Source organism: Streptomyces rishiriensis, from assembly GCF_030815485.1.
Lineage (GTDB): Bacteria > Actinomycetota > Actinomycetes > Streptomycetales > Streptomycetaceae > Streptomyces > Streptomyces rishiriensis_A.
This window is the reverse complement of the sequence record NZ_JAUSWV010000002.1, coordinates 7223551-7242038: the sequence shown is the minus strand read 5'-3', so window position 1 is coordinate 7242038 and position 18488 is coordinate 7223551. Positions and strand designations below refer to the sequence as shown.

Annotated in this window: 19 protein-coding genes; 2 read left to right on the top strand and 17 right to left on the bottom strand. The window is 71.4% G+C overall.

The window, feature by feature from the left end; all coding sequences use genetic code 11:
- Nucleotide 1: 1 nt before the first annotated feature.
- From QF030_RS34605 to QF030_RS34590, 4 genes are all read right to left on the bottom strand, one after another.
- Nucleotides 2-1720 carry a thiamine pyrophosphate-dependent enzyme gene (locus QF030_RS34605; protein ID WP_307166489.1) on the bottom strand — a complete coding sequence of 573 codons (1719 nt, stop codon included), beginning with the start codon at nucleotides 1718-1720 and terminating at the stop codon, nucleotides 2-4.
- 13 nt (nucleotides 1721-1733) lie between these two features.
- Nucleotides 1734-2594 (bottom strand): amidohydrolase family protein, encoded by an 861-nt coding sequence (locus QF030_RS34600; RefSeq protein WP_307166488.1) that lies wholly within the window; start codon nucleotides 2592-2594, stop codon nucleotides 1734-1736.
- A gap of 571 nt (nucleotides 2595-3165) precedes the next feature.
- Nucleotides 3166-4377 carry an L-2-hydroxyglutarate oxidase gene (lhgO, locus tag QF030_RS34595; RefSeq protein WP_307166487.1) on the bottom strand — a complete coding sequence of 404 codons (1212 nt, stop codon included), beginning with the start codon at nucleotides 4375-4377 and terminating at the stop codon, nucleotides 3166-3168.
- Between the two features lie 39 nt (nucleotides 4378-4416).
- On the bottom strand, nucleotides 4417-5865 hold the full coding sequence (locus QF030_RS34590) for an aldehyde dehydrogenase family protein (RefSeq protein ID WP_307166486.1): 1449 nt from the start codon (nucleotides 5863-5865) through the stop codon (nucleotides 4417-4419).
- Nucleotides 5866-6100: 235 nt separating this feature from the next.
- On the opposite strand from QF030_RS34590, the gene QF030_RS34585 reads away from it, so the two are divergent.
- Complete coding sequence (locus tag QF030_RS34585) at nucleotides 6101-6388, top strand: putative quinol monooxygenase (RefSeq protein ID WP_307166485.1); 288 nt, start codon at nucleotides 6101-6103, stop codon at nucleotides 6386-6388.
- 81 nt (nucleotides 6389-6469) lie between these two features.
- Here the strand turns inward: QF030_RS34585 and QF030_RS34580 are convergent, their stop codons facing one another.
- The 12 genes from QF030_RS34580 to QF030_RS34525 form a co-directional block, all read right to left on the bottom strand.
- On the bottom strand, nucleotides 6470-7498 hold the full coding sequence (locus QF030_RS34580; protein ID WP_307166484.1) for a methionine synthase II (cobalamin-independent)-like protein: 1029 nt from the start codon (nucleotides 7496-7498) through the stop codon (nucleotides 6470-6472).
- A gap of 3 nt (nucleotides 7499-7501) precedes the next feature.
- Nucleotides 7502-7969: a GlcG/HbpS family heme-binding protein gene (locus tag QF030_RS34575; protein ID WP_307166483.1), complete on the bottom strand. Its 468-nt coding sequence runs from the start codon at nucleotides 7967-7969 to the stop codon at nucleotides 7502-7504.
- Complete coding sequence (locus tag QF030_RS34570) at nucleotides 7966-8751, bottom strand: alpha/beta fold hydrolase (RefSeq protein ID WP_307166482.1); 786 nt, start codon at nucleotides 8749-8751, stop codon at nucleotides 7966-7968. The genes QF030_RS34575 and QF030_RS34570 overlap by 4 nt, the downstream gene beginning before the upstream one ends.
- Nucleotides 8752-8777: 26 nt before the next feature.
- A complete protein-coding gene (locus tag QF030_RS34565) occupies nucleotides 8778-9149 on the bottom strand; it encodes a VOC family protein (RefSeq protein WP_307166481.1) in 372 nt (123 codons plus the stop codon).
- Nucleotides 9146-9937, bottom strand: a complete 792-nt coding sequence (locus QF030_RS34560) for a fumarylacetoacetate hydrolase family protein (protein WP_307166480.1) — start codon at nucleotides 9935-9937, stop codon at nucleotides 9146-9148. The genes QF030_RS34565 and QF030_RS34560 overlap by 4 nt, the downstream gene beginning before the upstream one ends.
- On the bottom strand, nucleotides 9934-11382 hold the full coding sequence (locus QF030_RS34555) for an NAD-dependent succinate-semialdehyde dehydrogenase (protein WP_307166479.1): 1449 nt from the start codon (nucleotides 11380-11382) through the stop codon (nucleotides 9934-9936). The genes QF030_RS34560 and QF030_RS34555 overlap by 4 nt, the downstream gene beginning before the upstream one ends.
- A 46-nt stretch (nucleotides 11383-11428) precedes the next feature.
- Nucleotides 11429-12349, bottom strand: coding sequence for a VOC family protein (locus QF030_RS34550; protein WP_307166478.1), 921 nt, complete (start codon nucleotides 12347-12349; stop codon nucleotides 11429-11431).
- A 107-nt stretch (nucleotides 12350-12456) separates the two neighbouring features.
- Nucleotides 12457-13365 carry a LysR family transcriptional regulator gene (locus QF030_RS34545; RefSeq protein WP_307166477.1) on the bottom strand — a complete coding sequence of 303 codons (909 nt, stop codon included), beginning with the start codon at nucleotides 13363-13365 and terminating at the stop codon, nucleotides 12457-12459.
- 103 nt (nucleotides 13366-13468) lie between these two features.
- The gene (locus QF030_RS34540; RefSeq protein ID WP_307166476.1) at nucleotides 13469-14416 is read right to left on the bottom strand and encodes a sugar ABC transporter substrate-binding protein; all 948 of its coding nucleotides are present in this window, start codon (nucleotides 14414-14416) and stop codon (nucleotides 13469-13471) included.
- Nucleotides 14417-14456: 40 nt separating this feature from the next.
- On the bottom strand, nucleotides 14457-15446 hold the full coding sequence (locus QF030_RS34535; RefSeq protein WP_307166475.1) for an ABC transporter permease: 990 nt from the start codon (nucleotides 15444-15446) through the stop codon (nucleotides 14457-14459).
- Between the two features lie 29 nt (nucleotides 15447-15475).
- Nucleotides 15476-16963, bottom strand: a complete 1488-nt coding sequence (locus tag QF030_RS34530) for a sugar ABC transporter ATP-binding protein (RefSeq protein ID WP_307166474.1) — start codon at nucleotides 16961-16963, stop codon at nucleotides 15476-15478.
- Nucleotides 16960-17517 (bottom strand): carboxymuconolactone decarboxylase family protein, encoded by a 558-nt coding sequence (locus tag QF030_RS34525; protein ID WP_307167796.1) that lies wholly within the window; start codon nucleotides 17515-17517, stop codon nucleotides 16960-16962. Before QF030_RS34525 ends, QF030_RS34530 begins: the two co-directional genes overlap by 4 nt.
- 201 nt (nucleotides 17518-17718) lie before the next feature.
- Here QF030_RS34525 and QF030_RS34520 point away from each other — a divergent pair, with 201 nt between their 5' ends.
- Nucleotides 17719-18132: a cupin domain-containing protein gene (locus QF030_RS34520; protein ID WP_307166473.1), complete on the top strand. Its 414-nt coding sequence runs from the start codon at nucleotides 17719-17721 to the stop codon at nucleotides 18130-18132.
- 30 nt (nucleotides 18133-18162) lie between these two features.
- Here QF030_RS34520 and QF030_RS34515 read toward each other — a convergent pair whose 3' ends face one another.
- Nucleotides 18163-18339 (bottom strand): hypothetical protein, encoded by a 177-nt coding sequence (locus tag QF030_RS34515; protein WP_307166472.1) that lies wholly within the window; start codon nucleotides 18337-18339, stop codon nucleotides 18163-18165.
- Nucleotides 18340-18488 lie beyond the last annotated feature (149 nt).

The window sequence follows — 18488 nt, the reverse complement described above, 5'->3', positions numbered from 1 at the left end:
TTCAGCGGGTGACGAGAACGTCGACGACGGCGGTGGTGCCCGCCTCCACGGCCCTGAGGGCGCGTTCGAGGGCGGCCCCGAGCGCCTGCGCGGTGTCGACGGTCTCGGTGTGCATGCCGAACGGCTCGGCGAACTGGGCCAGTCGGGGCAGGCGGTGCAGGTCGGTGCCCAGCCATTCGCCGGTCTCGGCGGCCGCTCCGTCGGGGTAGAACCTGCGATGGTTGAGGTTCATCGACTTGTAGACGCGGTTGTTGAACACGACGATGAGCAGCGGTAGTTCGTACGCCCTGCTCGCGTCGTACGAGGCGACGACCGGGTTGTAGGCGAACGCTCCGTCGCCGATGGTGAGGACCACCGGACGTTCCCTCGCGGCGAGTTTGACGCCGAGCGCGACCGCGATGCCCTGGCCGAGCCCGCCCTGCACGTAGAAGTACGAGTCGGCTTCGGCCGTGTGCAGGTGCCGCCTGACGACGCGGCTGTGGGTGATGGTCTCGTCGACGACGATCCCGTGCGCGCCGTCCAGCAGCTCGCGCAGCGTGGCCGCGACCAGTACCGGGTCGACGCCCTCGGTCTGCCGCCGCGCCTCGGCCTGCTTCTCGGCCTCGGCGACGGCGGCCTGCTCGGCGGCGTGCCGCTCGTCCTGCGCGGCACGCCGTACGGCGACGGCGGCCTCGTCGAGATCCTTCGCCCGCTTGGTGAGCTGGCGCAGGGAGTTGGCGACGTTGCCCTCCAGGTACGCGTCGGCGAAGAGGACCTGGTAGACGATGTGCGGGCGCTGCGGCACCTCGTCGATGACGACCACCCGCGCCTTCGAGGGGCGGCGCGACGGCGGGTAGAACGGGGCACGGCAGTTGACGAGGAGGAGGAGGTCCGCCTCGTCCATCCACGGGCCGATGTCGCTTCCCGCGTGCAGCGGATGGGTGCGCGGGAAGTTGCCGCACACCGCCGAGTCCGGCTCGACGACCGGGATGTCCCAGGCCTCGGCGAACGCGAGGAGGGCCTCGAAGCCGTCCGTCTCCCGGCCGGCGGTCTCGGTGACCACGACCGGGTTCCTGGCATCGCGGATCATCCGGGCGACCGGGTCGACCTCCTCGGGCGAGCTGTGCGTGGAGCCCGGCGGCACGACGGGCTTGGCCTCGCGGCCGTCCCATTCCTCCAGCAGGATCTCCAGCGGGACGTTCAGGTAGGCCGGGCCCGCCGGGGACCGCCAGGCCAGTTCGGCCGCCCGCGTGACCATGGTGGGCAGGGTGTGGACACTGGCGGCCTCGGTGGACCACTTGGTGAACGGACCCGCGACGCCGTGCGGGCCGCCCACGACGGACAGGTTCCGGTACCACTGGCCGCCCGGATCCTGCCCGGGGCCGTCGCCGTAGGTGGTCGACTCCGAGGAGCTGACCACCATCGGGACGCCGGCCAGCAGCGCCCCGTGCACGGCCATCGAGCCCTGGAGCAGGCCGGGGGCCGCGTGCAGCAGCACACCCTGCGGCCGGCGGCTGACCAGGCCGTAGCCGGTGGCCATGCCCACGGCGACGGTCTCGTGGGTCAGGTCCAGGTACCGCGGGCAGGGCAGTCCGTCGCGGTGGCGCCGGGCGAGGGACTCCCATACCGGGGCCCACTCGGATCCGGACGAGCAGAAGAGGTAGTCGGCGCCGACGGCGTTGAAGGCGGTGACGAGAGCGTCTCCGCCGTCGACGCCCGGTGAGGTGCTGGTGTCGGTCATCTCTCGTGGTTCCTCAGCCCTCGATCGGCCAGTTCAGGACCTCGGAGATACCGCGACCCATGATCCACTCCAGCTCCTCGGGCGTGAAGTCCCAGTGCTTGGTGAACTGTTCGACGGTGTCCGTGTAGGTGATGCCGTGGCCCAGCAGGCGGGTGATGTCGGTGCCGTAGAAGCAGCGCTGCGGGCCCATCCTGTCGACCATCTCGCGCACGTACTTCTGGATGTTGTTGTTCGGGAACGGCTGCGTCGAGTAGCCGGGCAGCGCCGACACCTTGACGTAGATGTTCGGGTGGGCGGCGAGGTCCGCGGTCTCCGAGACCCAGTAGCCGATCGCGTCGTCGACGCAGCGGGCCATGATGCCCATGTGGTCGATGATGATCTTCAGCTCGGGGTGCCTGGCGGCGATCTCGCCGAGCTCACGCTTCCAGATCGGCGCGTGCACCATGGTGGGGATGCCCAGCTCGGCGGCGACGGGCCAGTACCAGTCGTTGGTGCCGTCGATCATCCAGTTGCGGTCCTGCGGCCGGTGGAAGGTCAGTCGCGTGCCCTTGATGTGCGGGTTCTGCGCGAAGTCCGTCAGCATCGCCTTGCCCTCTTCGGGCTTGTTCTGCGGGATGCGGGCCATGATGCCGAAGCGGTCCGGGTGCGCCTCACAGGCTTCCAGGGCGTAGTCGATGCGGTCGCCCTCCCAGGACGGCGGCAGGATCAGCGCGCGGTTCACGCCGGCCTCGTCCATCAGCTCGAGCGCCTCCTCGTAGGAGAAGGGGTCCTCGCGGTGGCCGTTGAGGCGGATCCGCTCCCGGGCGCCCGGCACCCAGGGGCGGTCCGGGGTCTCTTCCAGCCAGATGTGGATCTGCGTGTCGACGACGAACATGTCCCGTGCTTCTTTCTCTCGGTAGGGCACGTGGTGAGGCGTTGCGGAGGGAACGCTAGGGGGCCGGAAAGGCCTTGCGGAGCCCCTGGGAGCGCAAGCTGTTGTTGCGTGGAAGTGCGCTGTTCGCAGGGCACTTACCGTTTGCGCGAGCGGTCGCCGGAAACGGTTTCCGGCCTGCATCGGCCGTTCAGGCAACGCGTTTCGGCAACTCGTTTCGGCGAGATGCTCCGGCAACCTGTTTCGACAACCCGTTTCGGCATGACGTTTCCGCAACCCGTTTCGACGACCCGTTTCGGCAACGCCTTCCGGCAACCCGTTTCGACGACCCGTTTCGGCAACGCCTTCCGGCAACCCGTTCCGGCGAGACGCTCCGGCAACCTGTTTCGGCGACTCGTTTCGGCGACCCCTTCGGCATGACGCTTCCGCAACCCGTTCCGGCAAGTCGCTCCCGTTCCGGCAACCCGTTTCGGCAAGACGCTCCCGCAACCGTTCCAGCGCCCCGTGCCAACGCCCCGTTCCGGCAACCCGTTTCGGCGCAACGTTCCGGCAACCCGTTTCCCGCCGTGTTCGCTCAGCCGCCGCCGGAAGCGCCGTCGAAAACGGCTTCGACGATGTGCTCGGCGATCGCCATGGAGGCCGTGGCGGCCGGCGAGGGCGCGTTGCGGACGGCGGTGACCCGGCCCACCCGATGGATGCGGAAGTCGTCCACGAGGGTGCCGTCGCGGTCCAGGGCCTGGGCGCGCACACCCGCCCCGCCGCGTACGACGTCCCGGACGCCGACCGCCGGGACGTACAGCCCCGCGTCCTTCATGAAGGCCGCCGCCGAGAAGGACCCGCGGTACTCCTTGATGCCCGTGCGCCAGTGCCGGGCCGCCATCTTCCAGGCACCGGGGTAGGCGGCGAGGCCCAGCACGTCCTTCGGGGAGATCCGGGTGCGGGTGTACCCCTCCCTGGCCAGGGCCAGGACCGCGTTGGGGCCGACCTCCACCGAGCCGTCGACGCGGGGCGTGAAGTGGACGCCGAGGAACGGATAGCGGGGGTCAGGCACCGGGTAGATCAGGCCCCGCACCAGGTCCCTCTTCTCCGGTCGGAGCAGCATGTACTCGCCCCGGAACGGGACGATCCGCGGTTCCCGCCGGTCCTGCGCGAGGCCGGCCACGGTGTCGGAGTGCAGGCCCGCGCACAGGATCAGCCGGTCCACCCGCGTCCGCTGCTGCCCGCAGGCCACCTCGACGCCGCCGGGCACCTCGGTGATGCCGGTGACCGGGCAATCCGTCCGCACCTCTCCCCCGGAGCCGACCACGTCGTCGGCGAAGGCACGGGCGATCGCCGGGTAGTCGGTGATCGCGGTGCGCGGGGAGTACAGGGCCGCGACGCCCCCGGCGTTCGGCTCGATCTCCCGGATCTCCTCGCGCGAGACCTTCCGCAGGTCGGGCACGTGGTTGTTCCTGGCCCGGTCGTAGAGGGCCTCCATCCTGCCGAGTTCGTCCTCGCGGACCGCCACGACCAGCTTGCCGATCTCGAGGTACGGCAGCTCGCGGTCCTGGCAGTACGCGCGCAGCAGGGCCACGCCCCGTACCGTCAGCTCGGCCTTGAGGCTGCCGGGCGGATAGTAGATGCCGGCGTGCACGACGCCCGAGTTGTGGCCGGTCTGGTGGAGCGAGACCTCCCGCTCCTTCTCGAAGACCACGACCCGGGTGCCGGGCCTGCTCAGGGCGATCTCCCGGGCCGTCGCCAGCCCCACGATGCCGGCGCCGGCGATGCCGATCGTCTCGTCAGCCATCGAACGCTCCTCTCTTCGTCTCGTCGCTGCTCCTGATCCTCAGCCGCCGAAGTGCACGGCGACAGTCTTGACGCGCGTCGAGAAACGCAGGACTTCCTCGCCCTGCTCCTTGTAGGCCGTGCCGGAATCGTGGAATCCGCCGAAGGGCAGGTGGACGTCCCAGCCGGTGGTGGTGGAATTCACCGCGACCTGTCCGCACTCGGCCTCGTCGGCGAAGCGGTGGGCGTGGGCCAGGTCGCGGGTGAAGACGGCGGCGGCGAGGCCGTATCCCGAGTCGTTGACCGCCTCGACGGCCGCGTCGAAGCCGTCGACCGTGCGCAGGACGAGCACCGGCCCGAAGACCTCCTCCCGCCAGATCGCCATCCCGGGGGTGACGTCCCCGAGCACGGTCGGCTGCACATAGCACCCGAAGACGCGCCCGCCCTCGGAGTCGGCGTGGCCGCCGGTGAGGACCGTGGCGCCCTCTTCGACCGCCCCGGCCAGGGCGGCGAGCACTCCGTCGCGCTGCTTCACGCCGGCCAGCGGGCACAGCGTGGTCGCCGGGTCGCTGCCCGGGCCGACCTTCAGTCCCTCGACCCCGGCGACCAGCAGCCGGGTGAACTCCTCGTACACCGGCTGCTCGACGACGACCCTGCTGGTGGCGGTGCAGCGCTGGCCGGCCTGTCCGAACGACGCCGCGACGACGGCCTTCGCGGCGGCCCGGAGATCGGCGTCCTTGAGTACCACCGAGGCGTTCTTTCCGCCCAACTCGCCCTGGAAGCGGACGTTGCGGTCGGCGATACGGCGTCGAATGCGGTTGCCGACGGCGTTCGAGCCGGTGAAGGTGATCCCGGCGATCCGCGAGTCGTCGAGGAGTGCCTCCTCGATCTCGGCGGTCCGGCCGGTCACCACGTTCAGCACGCCCGCGGGAAGTCCGGCGTCGTGCAGGGCGCGGGCGAAGTGCAGGCCGGAGACCGGGGTGTCGGTGGCCGGCTTGAACACGGCCGCGTTGCCGGTAGCGAGCAGCGGGGCGAGTTTGCGGGCGGGCGTGATCAGCGGGTCGTTCCACGGGCTGATCACCAGGATCACGCCGATCGGCTCGCGCTGGGTGTGGGTGCGGTGGTGGGGCCGGACGTCGTGCAGGAGGGTGCCGTAGCCCTGGCGGGCGAGACCGGCGTAGTACTCCAGGAAGTCGGCCGCCTTGAGGGTCTCGCCGGTCGCCTCGGTCAGGGTCTTGCCGTTCTCCGCCGTCACGTCGGCGGCGATCTCCTCGACCCGTTCGCGGATCAGCCGGGCCGCGTCGGTGAAGACCCGGGACCGCTCGAAGGGGCTGGTGCGCTTCCAGAGCGTGAACCCCCGCTCGGCGTGGTCGAAGGCACGGGTGACGTCCTCGGCCGTGAGGGCCGGAACGCGGGCGACGGGGGTGCGGACGTCGGCGGGGTCGAGGACGTCGATCCAGTCGGCGCTCGCCACCCACTCCCCGCCCACGAGGGTTTCCAGGGTACGCATGTCGGGTCACTTCCTTTGTCGGCCAGGGTGCGGACTGTGACGACACACCACGTCAGGGCGGTGCCGCCAGCTCTGTGACAGCAGGCATTGGTTGCGCCGCGCGCGGGTGGGGGCGGGCCTCATCCATGCTGGAATCGGCAGGCCGAAGGCCTGACGGGCCTCCGCCGACCCGCCGACCCGTCAACCGCCGACCCGCCGAACCGCCGAACCGCCGAACCGCCGAGGAGAACCGGACATGTCCTATGCCGTCGTCGCCCACTACCGCTGCGCCCCCGCCGACGAGGACGCCGTCCGCGCCGCGCTGCTCCGGGTGCGCGAACGCACCCGTGCCGAGCCGGCCAACGAGGGGTACGAGGTGCACGCGGTCGAGGGGCGGCCCGGTGGCTTCCTGCTGTACGAGCGGTACGCGGACCGGGCCGGGTTCGAGGCGCACAAGGCGGCCGAGCACTTCCAGGAGCTGATCGTGGCGACCGTGTGGCCGCTGCTGACGGACCGGACGGTCACCTTCGCCGAGACGCTGTAGGGGCGAGGCGTCCCAGGACGCGTGCGGTAAAGCGTGGGCCGGGCAACTCCCCCGGGGGCGCCCGGCCCTTGTCCGCCGCGATCAGAACTCGTTGCCCCACACGTAGCGGGCGACCGTCTCCACCAGCACGATCTTCCCGCGCTGCTGCTCCGCCGTCAGCAGCGGCCGGCTCGCCACGTCGGCGAAGCCCCGGGACGGCGACACGGCCGCGTCCTCGAGATCCTTGAACGCGCCGACGGCGTCGATCCGGGCCATCACCGTGTCGACGTCCTCGAGTTCGGGGACCGTCGCGTCGACCACGCCCAGGCAGACGTCCCGGTCCTCGGGCAGCGCCCGGACGAGGTCCAGCTCGGCGTCGGTGCCCTGGTCGAAGGGCAGGATCCAGCGGTCGGCCGGTATCGCGCCGTACAGTCGCTCGGCACGCGCCCGGTCCACGGCGGCGGGGGCGGCGTGGCCGGGGGCGACCCCGATCCGTACGCCTTCCGGACGCGTCGCCAGGCGTACGGCGAGGGCGTCGACGGCGAGGGCGTCCTCGAAGGACAGCGCGCCCGGGTCGGCCGGTTCGGTCGACAACTGGCCCAGCAGCAAAGGGTTGTTGAGCTGGAGCAGACGTACCCCCTTCGACACCAGCAGTTCTGTCTCCGCCTGGATGATCTCCGCGAGGGCCTCGCCCAGTTCGCGTGCGGAGGCCACTCCGAGGCCGGGACGGTAGGTGGTCGCGGCGAGGTACGCCGGGGAGGGCAGGGAGACCTTGGGCGCGATCACCGTCAGCGCGGTGAGCAGCTCGGCCCGGTCGGCGAGCAGCGGGCCGTCCGCCTTGGGCAGGGACTCGGCGACCCAGCCGGCCAGACCGTCCGCACCGACCTCGCCGGTGCGGCGGAATCCCGTCACGGCGTCGAGGACGGCGCCGCGGAAGTCCTCGCGGGGGAAGTCGCCGTCGGTGACCACGGTCGAGCGGAGCCGGCGCTGCAGGACGACCGCTTCCTCGACGGCCTTGCGTTCGGCGGCCGCCAGCGCCTCGGGGTCGCCGGCCGCGCGGGCGGCGACCAGCTCGGCGGGGCGGACCAGACTGCCGTGGTGGTCGATGCGGTAGTTGAACGTGTCCGCCATGGGTCACGCGTCCTTTCCGGGCCCGGCCGGGCCGCCCCAGGCGGCGAACTCCAGCTCGTAGCCGAGGGAGGCGAGCACCTCGTCGGCGATGGTCTGGTCCTCGTCCGCGGTGCCGCCGGCGATGCCGAGGCCGCCGACGATCTCGCCGTCCTTCTTGATGGTGACGCTGCCCTCGGCGGCCATGATCGGCAGCGCCGCGCCCGGCAGCTGGGAGAGCTGGGCGAAGAAGACGGGCTGGCTCTCCTGCCACTTCTTCAGCATGGTGCCGGGCCGCTGCATGACGGCCGCGGTGTACGCCTTGGCGCGGGCGATGTCCGGGGTGAGGGGGCGGGCCCCGTCGGAGCGGCGGATGGCGACGGGGAAGCCGCCGGCGTCCACGACGGCGACGCTCACCGCCTTGCCCACGGCCCGGGCGCGCTCGGTGGCGGCCTCGACGATCTCCTCGGCGGCGGCCAGGGTCAGGCTGCTCATACGGCTTCCTCCGGTGCGGTGAGGGTGCGGCGCAGACGGGCGACGGCCTCGTTGTAGGCCTGGGGCGTCTCCCAGTACATGGAGTGCGGGGCGCCCGGGACGATCTCCAGGTGCGAGCCGACCAGCAGCTCGTGGGCGCGGGTCACCGTCCTGACGCTCAGTACGGCGTCCCGCTCGCCCGCGAGGAAGGCGACCTTGACCCCCGAGGCCTCGATCTCCTCCAGGGAGGGGCCGTTGGTGTCGAGGTTGCGCAGGTCCTGCATCCTGGCCACGTTGAAGGTGCCCATCTGCTGGAAGAGGAAGGTGAGGTCGGCGCGCTCCCGCTGGAACGTCTTGGTCAGCAGCCGGTCGAGGACCGGGAGTTTCACGGCCTCGGCCCGGTCGGCGGCGGCCAGCTCCCTCAGTTCCGGGTGGCTGATGCCGCCCAGCGAGTGGCCGAGGACGACGGAGGAGACGCGCTCAGGGCGCAGCAGGCCGGCTCGCAGGGCGGCGACGGAGCCGATGGACTGTCCGACCAGCATGACGTCGGTCAGGTCCTCCTGGTCGAGGACGGCGACGACGTCACCGGGGAAGTCCTGGCCGTCGAACTCCGCCATGGACGAGTCGGATCCGCCGAAGCCGCGCAGATCGACGGTGACCACGGTGAACGCGTCGCGCAGGGCGGCGACCTGCTGCCACCAGGCGGCGTGGTGGCCGCCGCTGCCGTGCACGAACAGGATCGCCGGACCGCTGCCGTGGCGCTCGTAGTAGAGGGAGGTGCCGTCGGAGTCGGCGAGGGGCATGGGAGGGAACTCCTCTACGGGGGCGATCAGTTGGGGCGCTTGGCGTGGTGCACGAGCTCGATCATGGTGTGGTCGGGGTCGTGGATGTAGCAGAACTTCGACTGGTTCTCGGGGCGTTGGACGGGCCGGGTGTGCCGGACGCCGAGCTCGGCGAGGTGTGCCAGGAAGTCGTCCCAGTCGTCGACCTCGACGGCGAAGTGATAGGGCGCCATGCGCTCCATCTCCTCGACCGGGGTGAAGTGCAGGTCGAAGTTGCCGCGGGTCATCAGCACGACGCGGGTGTTGGACTTCGGCATGATCCGCTTCATGCCGAAGACCTTCGTGTACCACTCCGCGGTCCGGTCGGGGTCGGTGGTGGGGAAGTTGACGTGGTGGATGTAGCGGGGTTCCGCGCTCATGACTGATGGTTCCCTTCGAGGTGAACGGGGTTGGACAGCACACCGATGCCGCTGATCTCGATCTCCACGGTGTCCCCGGGTTCGATCCGGCAGGCCGACTCGGCGCCCATCCACAGCACGTCCCCGGGCCGCATGGTGATGTGTTCGGTGATCTCGACGATGAAGTCGAAGGGGTCGAAGACCATGTCGCCGGTGCGGAACGAGGTCTGCTCCGCGCCGTTGACCCGCACGGTGGTCGTCTGCGCCAGGGCGTCGACGTCGGTCTCGATCCACGGCCCCATCGGCTTGAAGGTGTCGCTGTTCTTGCTGCGCCACAGGGTGCGGTCCCGGTGCTGCCAGGTGCGGGCGCTGACGTCGTTGCCGATGGTCCAGCCGAAGACCGACGCGCGTGCCTCCTCGTAGGAGGCGTGCCGGACGGTGCGGCCGATGACGGCGACGAGTTCGGGCTCGGCCTCGAACCGCCCGTCGGCCCCGGCCGGCTTCACGATCGGCGAACGGTGGCCGGTGAGCGCGTTGTTGGCGCGGTATCCGACCTCCGGGCGGCCCGGCAGGACGGCGGCCGGGTTGCCGAGCCGGGCCGCGTGCTCGATGTGGCGGGCGTAGTTCAGGCCGGCCGCGTAGAACACGGGCGGGACGACCGGCGGCAGCCAGTCGGCCGCGTCGCGCCGGACCGTCCCGACGGTGTCGGGCTCGCCCTCCAGCGGGGAGCCGGACAGCAGCTCCACCTCGGTCTCCCCCACCCTGCCCCACCGCGCCCGGCCGTCGACCGCGAGCCGTGCGTACCTCATGGCGCCAGCTGGTGGGAGACGCGCTTGGTGACCAGGTAGGCGTCCAGCGCCTCCGGCCCGCCCTCCCGGCCGTAGCCGCTGTCCTTGACGCCGCCGGAGGGCGCCTCGTGGACGGAGCCGCCGCAGTGGTTGAGCGAGAGGATCCCGGCCTCCAGCTCGGCGGAGAGCTTCTCGGCGGTCGCGGCGGAGCCGGTGAAGCCGTAGGCGGCGAGGCCGAACGGCAGCGCGTTCGCGGCTTCGAGGGCCGCGTCGAGGTCGCTGAACGGCAGGATCGGCGCGATCGGCCCGAACGGCTCCTCGTGCAGCAGTTCCGCGTCCTCGGGCACGTCGGTCAGGACGGTCGGCGCGAAGAAGTATCCGGGCCGGTCGGGCCGTTCGCCGCCGGTGAGGACCTCGGCGCCGCGCGCGACGGCGTCGGCGGTGAGCCGCTCCAGGGACTTCAGCCGGCGTTCGTTGGCGAGCGGGCCCATGGTGGTGCCCGGCTCGAGGCCGTCACCGACGACCACCGCCTCGGCCACCTTCACGAACTCGGCGGTGAACTCCGCCACGAGGCTCTCGTGGACGAGGAAGCGGCTCGGCGAGGTGCAGACCTGGCCGGCGTTGGCGAACTTGGCCCGGGCGGCCTTGCGCGCGGCCCGCACCGGGTCGGCGTCGGCGCAGACGATCACCGGGGCGTGGCCGCCGAGTTCCATCAGCGACGGCTTCATGACCTGGCCCGCCTGCGCGGCCAGCAGCTTTCCGACCGGCACCGAGCCGGTGAAGGCGACCATGCGTACCACGGGGGAGGCGATCAGGTGGGCGGAGACCTCGGCGGGTTCACCGAAGACGAGGTTCAGCACTCCGGCCGGGAGCCCCGCGTCGGTGAAGCAGCGCACCAGTTCCACGGCGGTGGCCGGGGTCTCCTCGGAGGCCTTGACGACGATCGAGCAGCCGGCCGCGAGCGCGGCGGAGATCTTGCGCATCGGGCCGCCCGCCGGGAAGTTCCACGGCACGAAGGCGGCGACCGGGCCGATCGGCTCACGGCGGACGGTCAGGAGCGTGCCGGGTTCGGCGGGGATGATCCGGCCGTAGGCGCGGCGGGCGTCGTCGGCGTGCCAGCGCAGGGTGCCGGCCACCCGGCGGGCCTCGCCGGTGGCCTCCGCGAGCGGCTTGCCCTGCTCGAGGGTCATGATCCGGCCGGCCTCGGCGGCGCGCTCGGTCAGCAGGTCGGCGGCGGTGTGCAGGACGGCCGTGCGCTCGGCCACCGGCGTCGCGCGCCACGCCTTGAAGCCCGCCGCGGCGGCTTCGAGCGCGCGGTCCAGGTCGGCGGGGGCGCCCAGGGGTACTTCGCCGATCACCTCCTCGGTGGCCGGGTTCACGATCGGGGCGGTACGTCCGGTGCCGCCCTGGCACCACTCGCCCGCGATGTGGAGGCGGACGGCGGGGTAGCCGTGGTCGGTGGTCATGGGTGGGTGCCCTCTCAGGGTGGAGAGTCGGTGAGGCTGCGACGGCTCAGGAGGCGGTGGTGGCGTCCTGGTCGCGGTGGGTGCGCAGCGCCCAGATGTGGTGCGGCGGGGTGGTCGCGTGGACGCGGGTCCCGTAGGCGTCGTCGACGCGGTCCATGTCGGCGGCGTACTCGACGCGGCCTCCGCAGGGGGCGTGCAGGAAGCGGAAGACGTTCGAGCCGACGGTGTGGCGGCCGAGCCGGCGGGCCTCCCGCCAGCCCTTGTCGATCATGTGGTTGCCGCCTTCGACGACATCGTCGAAGCCGGGCACCTCGTAGGCGATGTGGTTGACGCCCACCCGGTCCGGGCGGTGGCAGAGCAGCATGGTGTGCTGGTCGTCGTCGCCGGGGGCCTGCAGGAAGACGCCCATCGGCTCGACGATGTCGGTCGGGCGGAAGCCGAGGACGTCGGTGTAGAAGGCGACCGCCTCGTCCCTGCCCGACTTGGCGATGTTGAGCGCCACGTGGCACATGCGCAGCGGGTGGGCGCGGGTGAGCGGCTCCAGGGCGGTGTTCCACCGGTTGACGTCGCCCGTCGTGTTGGCGGGACGGACGGCGACGGCGACCTGCTTCGGCCGGGCGAGGGTGAGGCCCACGCCGAAGCCGCTGAGGTCGGCGGTGTGGAGGACGCCGTCGGCGCTCTCGCGCACCGCGCGGCGCCGGCCGGCGGCCGCGGCCAGCCGGGTCAGCTCCGCCCGGGTGTCGACGCCCCAGACGACCTCGCGCAGGGTGGGCCCGTCCTCCACCGGCGGGGGCAGCAGCGGGTCGGGCGCGGTGTCGAGGTGGAGTGTCTGCCCGGCGAGGGTCTCGAACACGGCGTGTTCTTCGGTCCGCTCCACCAGGAACAGACCGAAGTCCTCGAAGAACCGGACGCATTCGTCCAGGTCGTCGATGCCGTAGGTGACCGATTCGATTCTCTGGATTCCCATGGATTCCTCGTTTCCGGGTCGCCTGGTGAGCGTAGGTTCGGGGCGGCCGGGGCCTCAATGGCTCCGGCTCCGCCCGATGCGCAACTCTTGTTTGCGCCTGCCGTCGGCTACCGGATCGTGGGGATCGGGTTCTGCGAGAACCATGCGGAGAGAAAGTCCAGGAACACGCTGATCTTGCGCGGGGTGTCCTGTCCGGGGCCGTAGATGGCGTACAGCGGTCGGTCGGGTACGGCCAGTTCCGGCAGCAGTGCCCGCAGGGCGCCGGAGACCAGGTCGTCGTAGGCCGGGCGCTGCGGGAGCAGGGCGATGCCCCGGCCGTGCACGGCGGCCTTCTGGAGGGCCAGATAGGAGTTGGACGAGAAGGCGATGTTGCGGATCTTGTGCAGGGTGCTCGCGTGGCCGTGGCCGATGCGCCAGACCGGGTCGTTGACGTGCACCAGGCAGTCGTGGCCCGCGATGTCGTTGGGATGCGCGAGGCCGCCCCGGCGTTCGATGTACTCCGCCGATCCGCACAGCACGAAGGGCAGGGAGGAGATCTTCTTCAATCGGACGCTGGAATCCCGGAGGTCGCGGGTGTGGAAAGCGACGTCGAATCCACTGTCCAGGAAATCGTAGGTGCGGTCGGACATTCCGCCGAGTTCGAAACGGACCTGGATCTTCGGATGGGCCGCGGAAAAGGCGGCGATCGCGTCGCCCAGGTCCAGGCTGCCTATCCATTTCGGGCAGATGATGCTGAGGGTGCCCTCGGCCCGGTCGTGCGAGCCGGCGAGCGCCGCGTCCTGCGCGTCGATCTCGTCGAGGATGCGGGAGGCGAACTCCGCGTACCTCAGCCCCGGCTCGGTGAGGCTCACCGAACGGGCGGTGCGGTTGACCAGGCGGACCCCCACCTGTCGTTCCAGCTCGGCCACGTGCCGTGAGACCAGCGACCCGGAGGAGCCCAGTTTCTTGGCGGCTCCGTTGAAGCTTCCGGCCTGGGCGACAGTGACGAAACTGTGCATCAGCAGCAAGCGGTCCATGTTTCCTCCGATTGCGGCTCCCGCCCGCGGCGTCGAGAACGGGAGCATTCCTGCGGCTCGGAACAACCGGGGCGCCGGCAGGCACCGCTTCCCGGTGGGGCCCTCACTTCGGGCAGTACTGGGGCGCCTCGCTCAGGTTGTCCTCGGTGACCAACAGAAGAGGAATGTTGGCAATCTTGTCAACCTTTTCCTTGGCAAGCAGTCCGACGGCGTTCTTCACGGCCGTCTCGCCGATCGTCTTCGCCGAGTTCGCGACGGTGGCCGAGAACTCGCCGCTCCTGACGGCGGCCAGGCCCTCGTCGGTCCCGTTCACGGTGACGATCCTGACGTCCTCGGCGCCGGCGGCGTCGAACGCCTTGCGCACGGCGAAGGCCATCTCCTCGTTGGCGACGAACGCGTAGTCCAGGTCGGGATCGGCCTGGATCATGTTCTCCGCGACGTCCTGGGCCTTCGCGGGATTGAACATGCCCGGCTGCTCGGCGACGACTTCGGCGGTGGCCGGGAGGGCGCCCTTGAAGCCGCCCACCAGCAGGTCCGAGGCCGCGCCCGGAGCCCCCGCCACGATGCCGACCTGGACCGGCTTCGTGCCCGCGTCCTGGGCGATCCAGCCCGCGTCGAGGCTGCCGACCTTCTTGAGGTCGACGACGGCCGCACCGAGGATGTCGGCGGCGTCACTGGTGGACACGGAGGTCAGATAGATCGGTATGTCCGAGGCCTTCGCCTTGGCGATGTCGCCCTTGAGCGCGTCGACGTTGACCGTCTGCACGATCAGCGCGCTCACGTCGCGGGAGATCATGTCCTCGATGTTGGACAGCTCGGTCCCGGCGTTCTGGTGCGAGTTGGCCGTGTAGACCTTCGCTCCGGCGGTCTTCGCCCGGCCCTCGACGGCTTTCTGCAGACAGCTGTGGAAGTTGGTGTCGCCACCGTTGACGAAGCCGAGGGAGACGCTGTCGGCGCTGCCGCTGTCGCCGTTGCCGCAGCCGGTCAGCACCAGGGCAGAGCCGGTGACGGTGGCGAACAGTGCCCTGCGTGAACGGGCGGTGAGTCTCATGGTGAAACGCCTTTCGGACGAGGCATGAACGACAGGGAGGTCAGTGGCGCGCCGAGCCCGAGCGGGCCTTGTGCATCTCGTTGGCGACGGCCGCGACGAGCAGCACGGCGCCGACGGAGACCGGCTGGTAGTTGCTGGAGAAGTCCAGGAGGTTCAGCGCGTTGGCGACCACGCCGAGCAGCACCAGGCCGAGCGCGGTGCCGAGGACGGTGCCGTGCCCGCCGGCCAGCGAGGTGCCGCCGATGACCACCGCGGCGACCACGGCCAGTTGGAGCGAGAGCCCGGCCGTGCCGCCCGGGCTGGAGGAACCCAGGCGGGACAGCAGCATCAGGCCGGCGAGTCCGGAGAGGGTGCCGGTGAGGCCGTACAGGGTGAGCTTGCGGGCGGTGACGTTGATGCCGCTGAGACGGGCCACGTGCTCGTTGCCGCCGATGGCGAAGGCGTCCCGGCCGAACACGGTGAACCGCATGACGAGCGCCGTCACGGTCAGCACCAGGACGGCGACGATCAGCAGATACGGCACGCCGAGCACCTTGTCGTTGCCGAGCGCGGACATCCGGGCGCCGATGGAGAGGGTGGAGCCGTCGTGGACCAGGAGCGCGACGCCGTCGAGCAGGGTGGCCGAGGCCAGCGTCACGACGAACGGCGCCACGGCGGTGAAGGTCACCACCAGCCCGTTGACGAGTCCGACGGCGGTGCCGAGCAGCAGCGCGACGACGACGGCGTAGCCGGTGGGCCGGCCGTCGGCGAGCAGCCTCGCCGACACGGCGGCCGTGACGGCGACGTTGCTGCCCATCGAGAAGTCCATGCCGCCCGCGGTCATGAGCAGGGTGAGCCCCGCGGCGAGCACGGCGTTGACGCTCACCTGGCCGAGGATGTTGACGATGTTGCGGTCGGTGGCGAACGTCTCGCTCTGTACGGCGGTGAACACCACGACCAGGACGAGCACGGCGATCAGCCCGGCGTGCGGCAGATCGCGCACCCTGCCCGGGGTGAAGCGGGACGGGGGAACCTCGGGCGGGTCGGACACGCCGGGGGCATCGCCAAGTGTCTTTGCGCTCACTGCGGTTGACCTCCGAGGGCCGTGGCGACGAGTTCGTCGCGGGTGATGGCGGTGATGTCGTGTTCGGCGACCGTGCGGCCGGCGCTCACGACGACGACCCGGTCGGCCAGTCGCATGACCTCCTCGGCCGAGGAGGAGGCGAGCAGGACGGCCACTCCCCGGGAGGCGAGGTCGTCGAGGAGGGTGTGGATGTCGGCCATGGCCGCGATGTCCACGCCGTTGGTGGGGTCCTCCAGGAAGCACGCGGCCGGTGAGGTCTCCAGCCACTTGCCGAGCAGCACCTTCTGCTGGTTGCCGCCCGACAGCGCGCTCACCGGCGGGTTGCCGGACAGTGCCCTGACTCCGTAGCTGTGGCGCAACGGGGCGGCCCGGCGGGCGAGTCGGCCTCGGCGGTGCAGACGGCGGCGCGCGAACCGGTCGTCGGCGAGCATCAGGTTCTCGTCCAGCGACATGCCCGGGACCAGGCCCAGGGTGCGGCGGTCGCCGGTGACGCAGCGCAGGCCGCTGGCGAGCGAGGCCGGGACCCGGCCGAAGGGCACGGCCCTGCCGTCGACGTGCAGGGCGCCGGCCTCCGGGCGCCGCCGTCCGGAGAGCAGGTCGAACAGCCGGGACTGGGCGTCCCCGGCGGGCCCGAGGACGGCGACGATCTCGCCCCTGCGCACCTCGACGGTGAAGTCCCGGATGGCCCGGCCGTGACTCAACCCCCTGACGGCGAGGCCGACCTCGTCCTTCGGCAGGGGGCGTTCGGGGCGGGTGGAGACGACGTCCCGGCCGACCATGGCGCGCACGAGTCCCGCGTCGTCCAGCTCGGCGGCGGGCGCGCTCGTCACGACGGCGCCGTCCCGCAGGACGGTGAGGCGGTCGGCGACGGCCATGACCTCGTCGATGTAGTGCGAGATGTAGACGACGGCGACGCCCTCGTCGCGCAGGGTGCGCACCAGGGCGCGGATCCGGTGGGCGTCCTTGGCGCTCAGACACGCGGTCGGCTCGTCCAGGATCAGCACCCGGCCGCCGCGCCGCACCTCGCGGGCCACCTCGACCATGGTCTGCTCGGCGACGGTGAGCGAACCGGCGGCGCGCTCCACGTCGACGGCGATGCCCAGGGCGGCGAGAGCCGTGCGGGCCTCTTCCCTGACGGCCTTCCACCGCACGGCAGGCCCCCGCGTCGGCAGGTCGCCGAGCAGGATGTTCTCGGCGACGCTCAGGCCCATCGCCAGCTCGCGGCGCTGCGGCACCGAGGAGATGCCCAGCCGGCGCGCCCGGCGCACCGTCAGCCCGTGCTGCTCCCGCCCGTCGACCTCGATCGTGCCGGCGTCGGCCTGGTGGACGCCGGACAGCACCTGCACGAGGGTCGACTTGCCGGCGCCGTTCATGCCCATCAGGGCGTGGACCTCGCCGGAGTACAGGTGGAGGTCGACGCCTTTCAGCGCGGCCGCCCCGCCAAAGCTCTTGGTGACGCCCCGGGCGCGCAGTACGGCGGTCACGGCCGGTCGCCCTCGGGGGTCACGCGGCCGTGGCCGCGGATGTCGGGGAAGGGCGGCTCCTTGTCGGCCTGGAGGTCCACCTGGAAGGTGTTCAGGCACATGCCGAGCATGGTGAAGTTGCCGAGCGCGCCGATGGTGTCCACCAGGCCCTTGGGGCCGAAGTGCTCCAGCGCCGCCGCGAAGGTGGCGTCGGTGACGAAGTGCTCGTCGAGGATCTCCCGGCAGAACCGGTAGAAGACCTGGTCCGCCTCGTTGTCGAAGACCGCCTCGCGCTTCTCGGCGATCGCCTTCACGGCGGCCTGCGGGACGCCGGCCTCGACGGCCTGGTGCACATGGGCGTTCCAGGAGTACTGCGCGTCCCAGTTGCGGGCGGCCATCAGCAGGGTCAGCTCGCGCAGATGCCGGGGCAGCGAGCAGTCGAAGCGGGCGAACGCGCCGAGCGACTCGGCCCGTTCGCACATCTCCGGGCTGTGCAGCCAGACCCGGAAGGGACCGCGCACCGCGCCGCGGCGGCCGGCGATCCGCGCGGCCAGTTCCTGCTGCCGCGCATCCATTTCCTCTTCGTCGAGAACGGGGAGCCTCATCCGGCCGTTACCTGCCTTTTCTTTCCGGCGCATGACGGGCACGGGTCGTGAATCCGTGCGGTGCCAGGAAGGTACAGCCGTGTCCGAGAAGCTCACCCACCTCGGAGCGCAACGTAAAACTGCACGCCGGAGGCCCCCCATTCACCGGACGGCGACCTAACGTCGTCCGGCATGACCACCATCATCAAGGCCGCGTCCGTCCCCCTGCTCGACCGCGGCGGCGCGGTCGTGACGACACCGCTCGTCACCACCTCGTCGGCGAACGGGGAGAACCGGATCACCAGCGGGATGAGCGTCTACCCGGTCGGTTCCGGAGCCCCGCTGCACTCGCACAACTGCGACGAGCACGTGACGATCCTCGAGGGCGAGGCGGAGGTGTGGGTGGACGGCGAGACGACGAAGCTGCAGCAGTACGACACCACGTACGTGCCCTCCCCGGTTCCGCACCTGTTCCGCAACACCGGCGACCGCCCGCTGCGGATCCTGTGGGTGTACTCCTCGGGCCGGGTGACGCGCACGTTCACCGAGACCGGCCGGACGGTGGAACACCTGTCCGCCCAGGACCGGATGGGCTCCGACGACTGAGGAGGGGCCCGGACCGGCCGGGGACGGCCGTCAGCGCACCGACGCCCTGACCGCTTCCGCGACGACCGCGGCGACCGAGGCCGGTTGCGCGACGAGGAGAAGGTGCCCCGCGTCGGGCACGGTGACCGTGCGCAGGTGCGGGAAGGCCGAAAGGCCCTGTCGCTCCCCGGACCTCAGGCCGGTCCCGCCGCGGTCGCCGCGCACCACCCAGGCGGGCACCCGGACCCGCGCAGTCTCCGCGGTCGGCGAACCCCCCGCCACCGTCCCGGCGCGGGCCTGCGCCGGACACGCCGGACGCCGGCCCCCGCACCTCGTGCGGTGGCCGGCGTCCGTCCTCGCCCCCGGTGACTGCCGTG

Bases quoted from the DNA above. Each gene is read 5' to 3' on its own strand.
- QF030_RS34605 (WP_307166489.1), bottom strand. From the start codon at position 1,720: ATGACCGACACCAGCACCTCACCGGGCGTCGACGGCGGAGACGCTCTC.
- QF030_RS34600 (WP_307166488.1), bottom strand. From the start codon at position 2,594: ATGTTCGTCGTCGACACGCAGATCCACATCTGGCTGGAAGAGACCCCG.
- lhgO (WP_307166487.1), bottom strand. From the start codon at position 4,377: ATGGCTGACGAGACGATCGGCATCGCCGGCGCCGGCATCGTGGGGCTG.
- QF030_RS34590 (WP_307166486.1), bottom strand. From the start codon at position 5,865: ATGCGTACCCTGGAAACCCTCGTGGGCGGGGAGTGGGTGGCGAGCGCC.
- QF030_RS34585 (WP_307166485.1), top strand. From the start codon at position 6,101: ATGTCCTATGCCGTCGTCGCCCACTACCGCTGCGCCCCCGCCGACGAG.
- QF030_RS34580 (WP_307166484.1), bottom strand. From the start codon at position 7,498: ATGGCGGACACGTTCAACTACCGCATCGACCACCACGGCAGTCTGGTC.
- QF030_RS34575 (WP_307166483.1), bottom strand. From the start codon at position 7,969: ATGAGCAGCCTGACCCTGGCCGCCGCCGAGGAGATCGTCGAGGCCGCC.
- QF030_RS34570 (WP_307166482.1), bottom strand. From the start codon at position 8,751: ATGCCCCTCGCCGACTCCGACGGCACCTCCCTCTACTACGAGCGCCAC.
- QF030_RS34565 (WP_307166481.1), bottom strand. From the start codon at position 9,149: ATGAGCGCGGAACCCCGCTACATCCACCACGTCAACTTCCCCACCACC.
- QF030_RS34560 (WP_307166480.1), bottom strand. From the start codon at position 9,937: ATGAGGTACGCACGGCTCGCGGTCGACGGCCGGGCGCGGTGGGGCAGG.
- QF030_RS34555 (WP_307166479.1), bottom strand. From the start codon at position 11,382: ATGACCACCGACCACGGCTACCCCGCCGTCCGCCTCCACATCGCGGGC.
- QF030_RS34550 (WP_307166478.1), bottom strand. From the start codon at position 12,349: ATGGGAATCCAGAGAATCGAATCGGTCACCTACGGCATCGACGACCTG.
- QF030_RS34545 (WP_307166477.1), bottom strand. From the start codon at position 13,365: ATGGACCGCTTGCTGCTGATGCACAGTTTCGTCACTGTCGCCCAGGCC.
- QF030_RS34540 (WP_307166476.1), bottom strand. From the start codon at position 14,416: ATGAGACTCACCGCCCGTTCACGCAGGGCACTGTTCGCCACCGTCACC.
- QF030_RS34525 (WP_307167796.1), bottom strand. From the start codon at position 17,517: ATGGATGCGCGGCAGCAGGAACTGGCCGCGCGGATCGCCGGCCGCCGC.
- QF030_RS34520 (WP_307166473.1), top strand. From the start codon at position 17,719: ATGACCACCATCATCAAGGCCGCGTCCGTCCCCCTGCTCGACCGCGGC.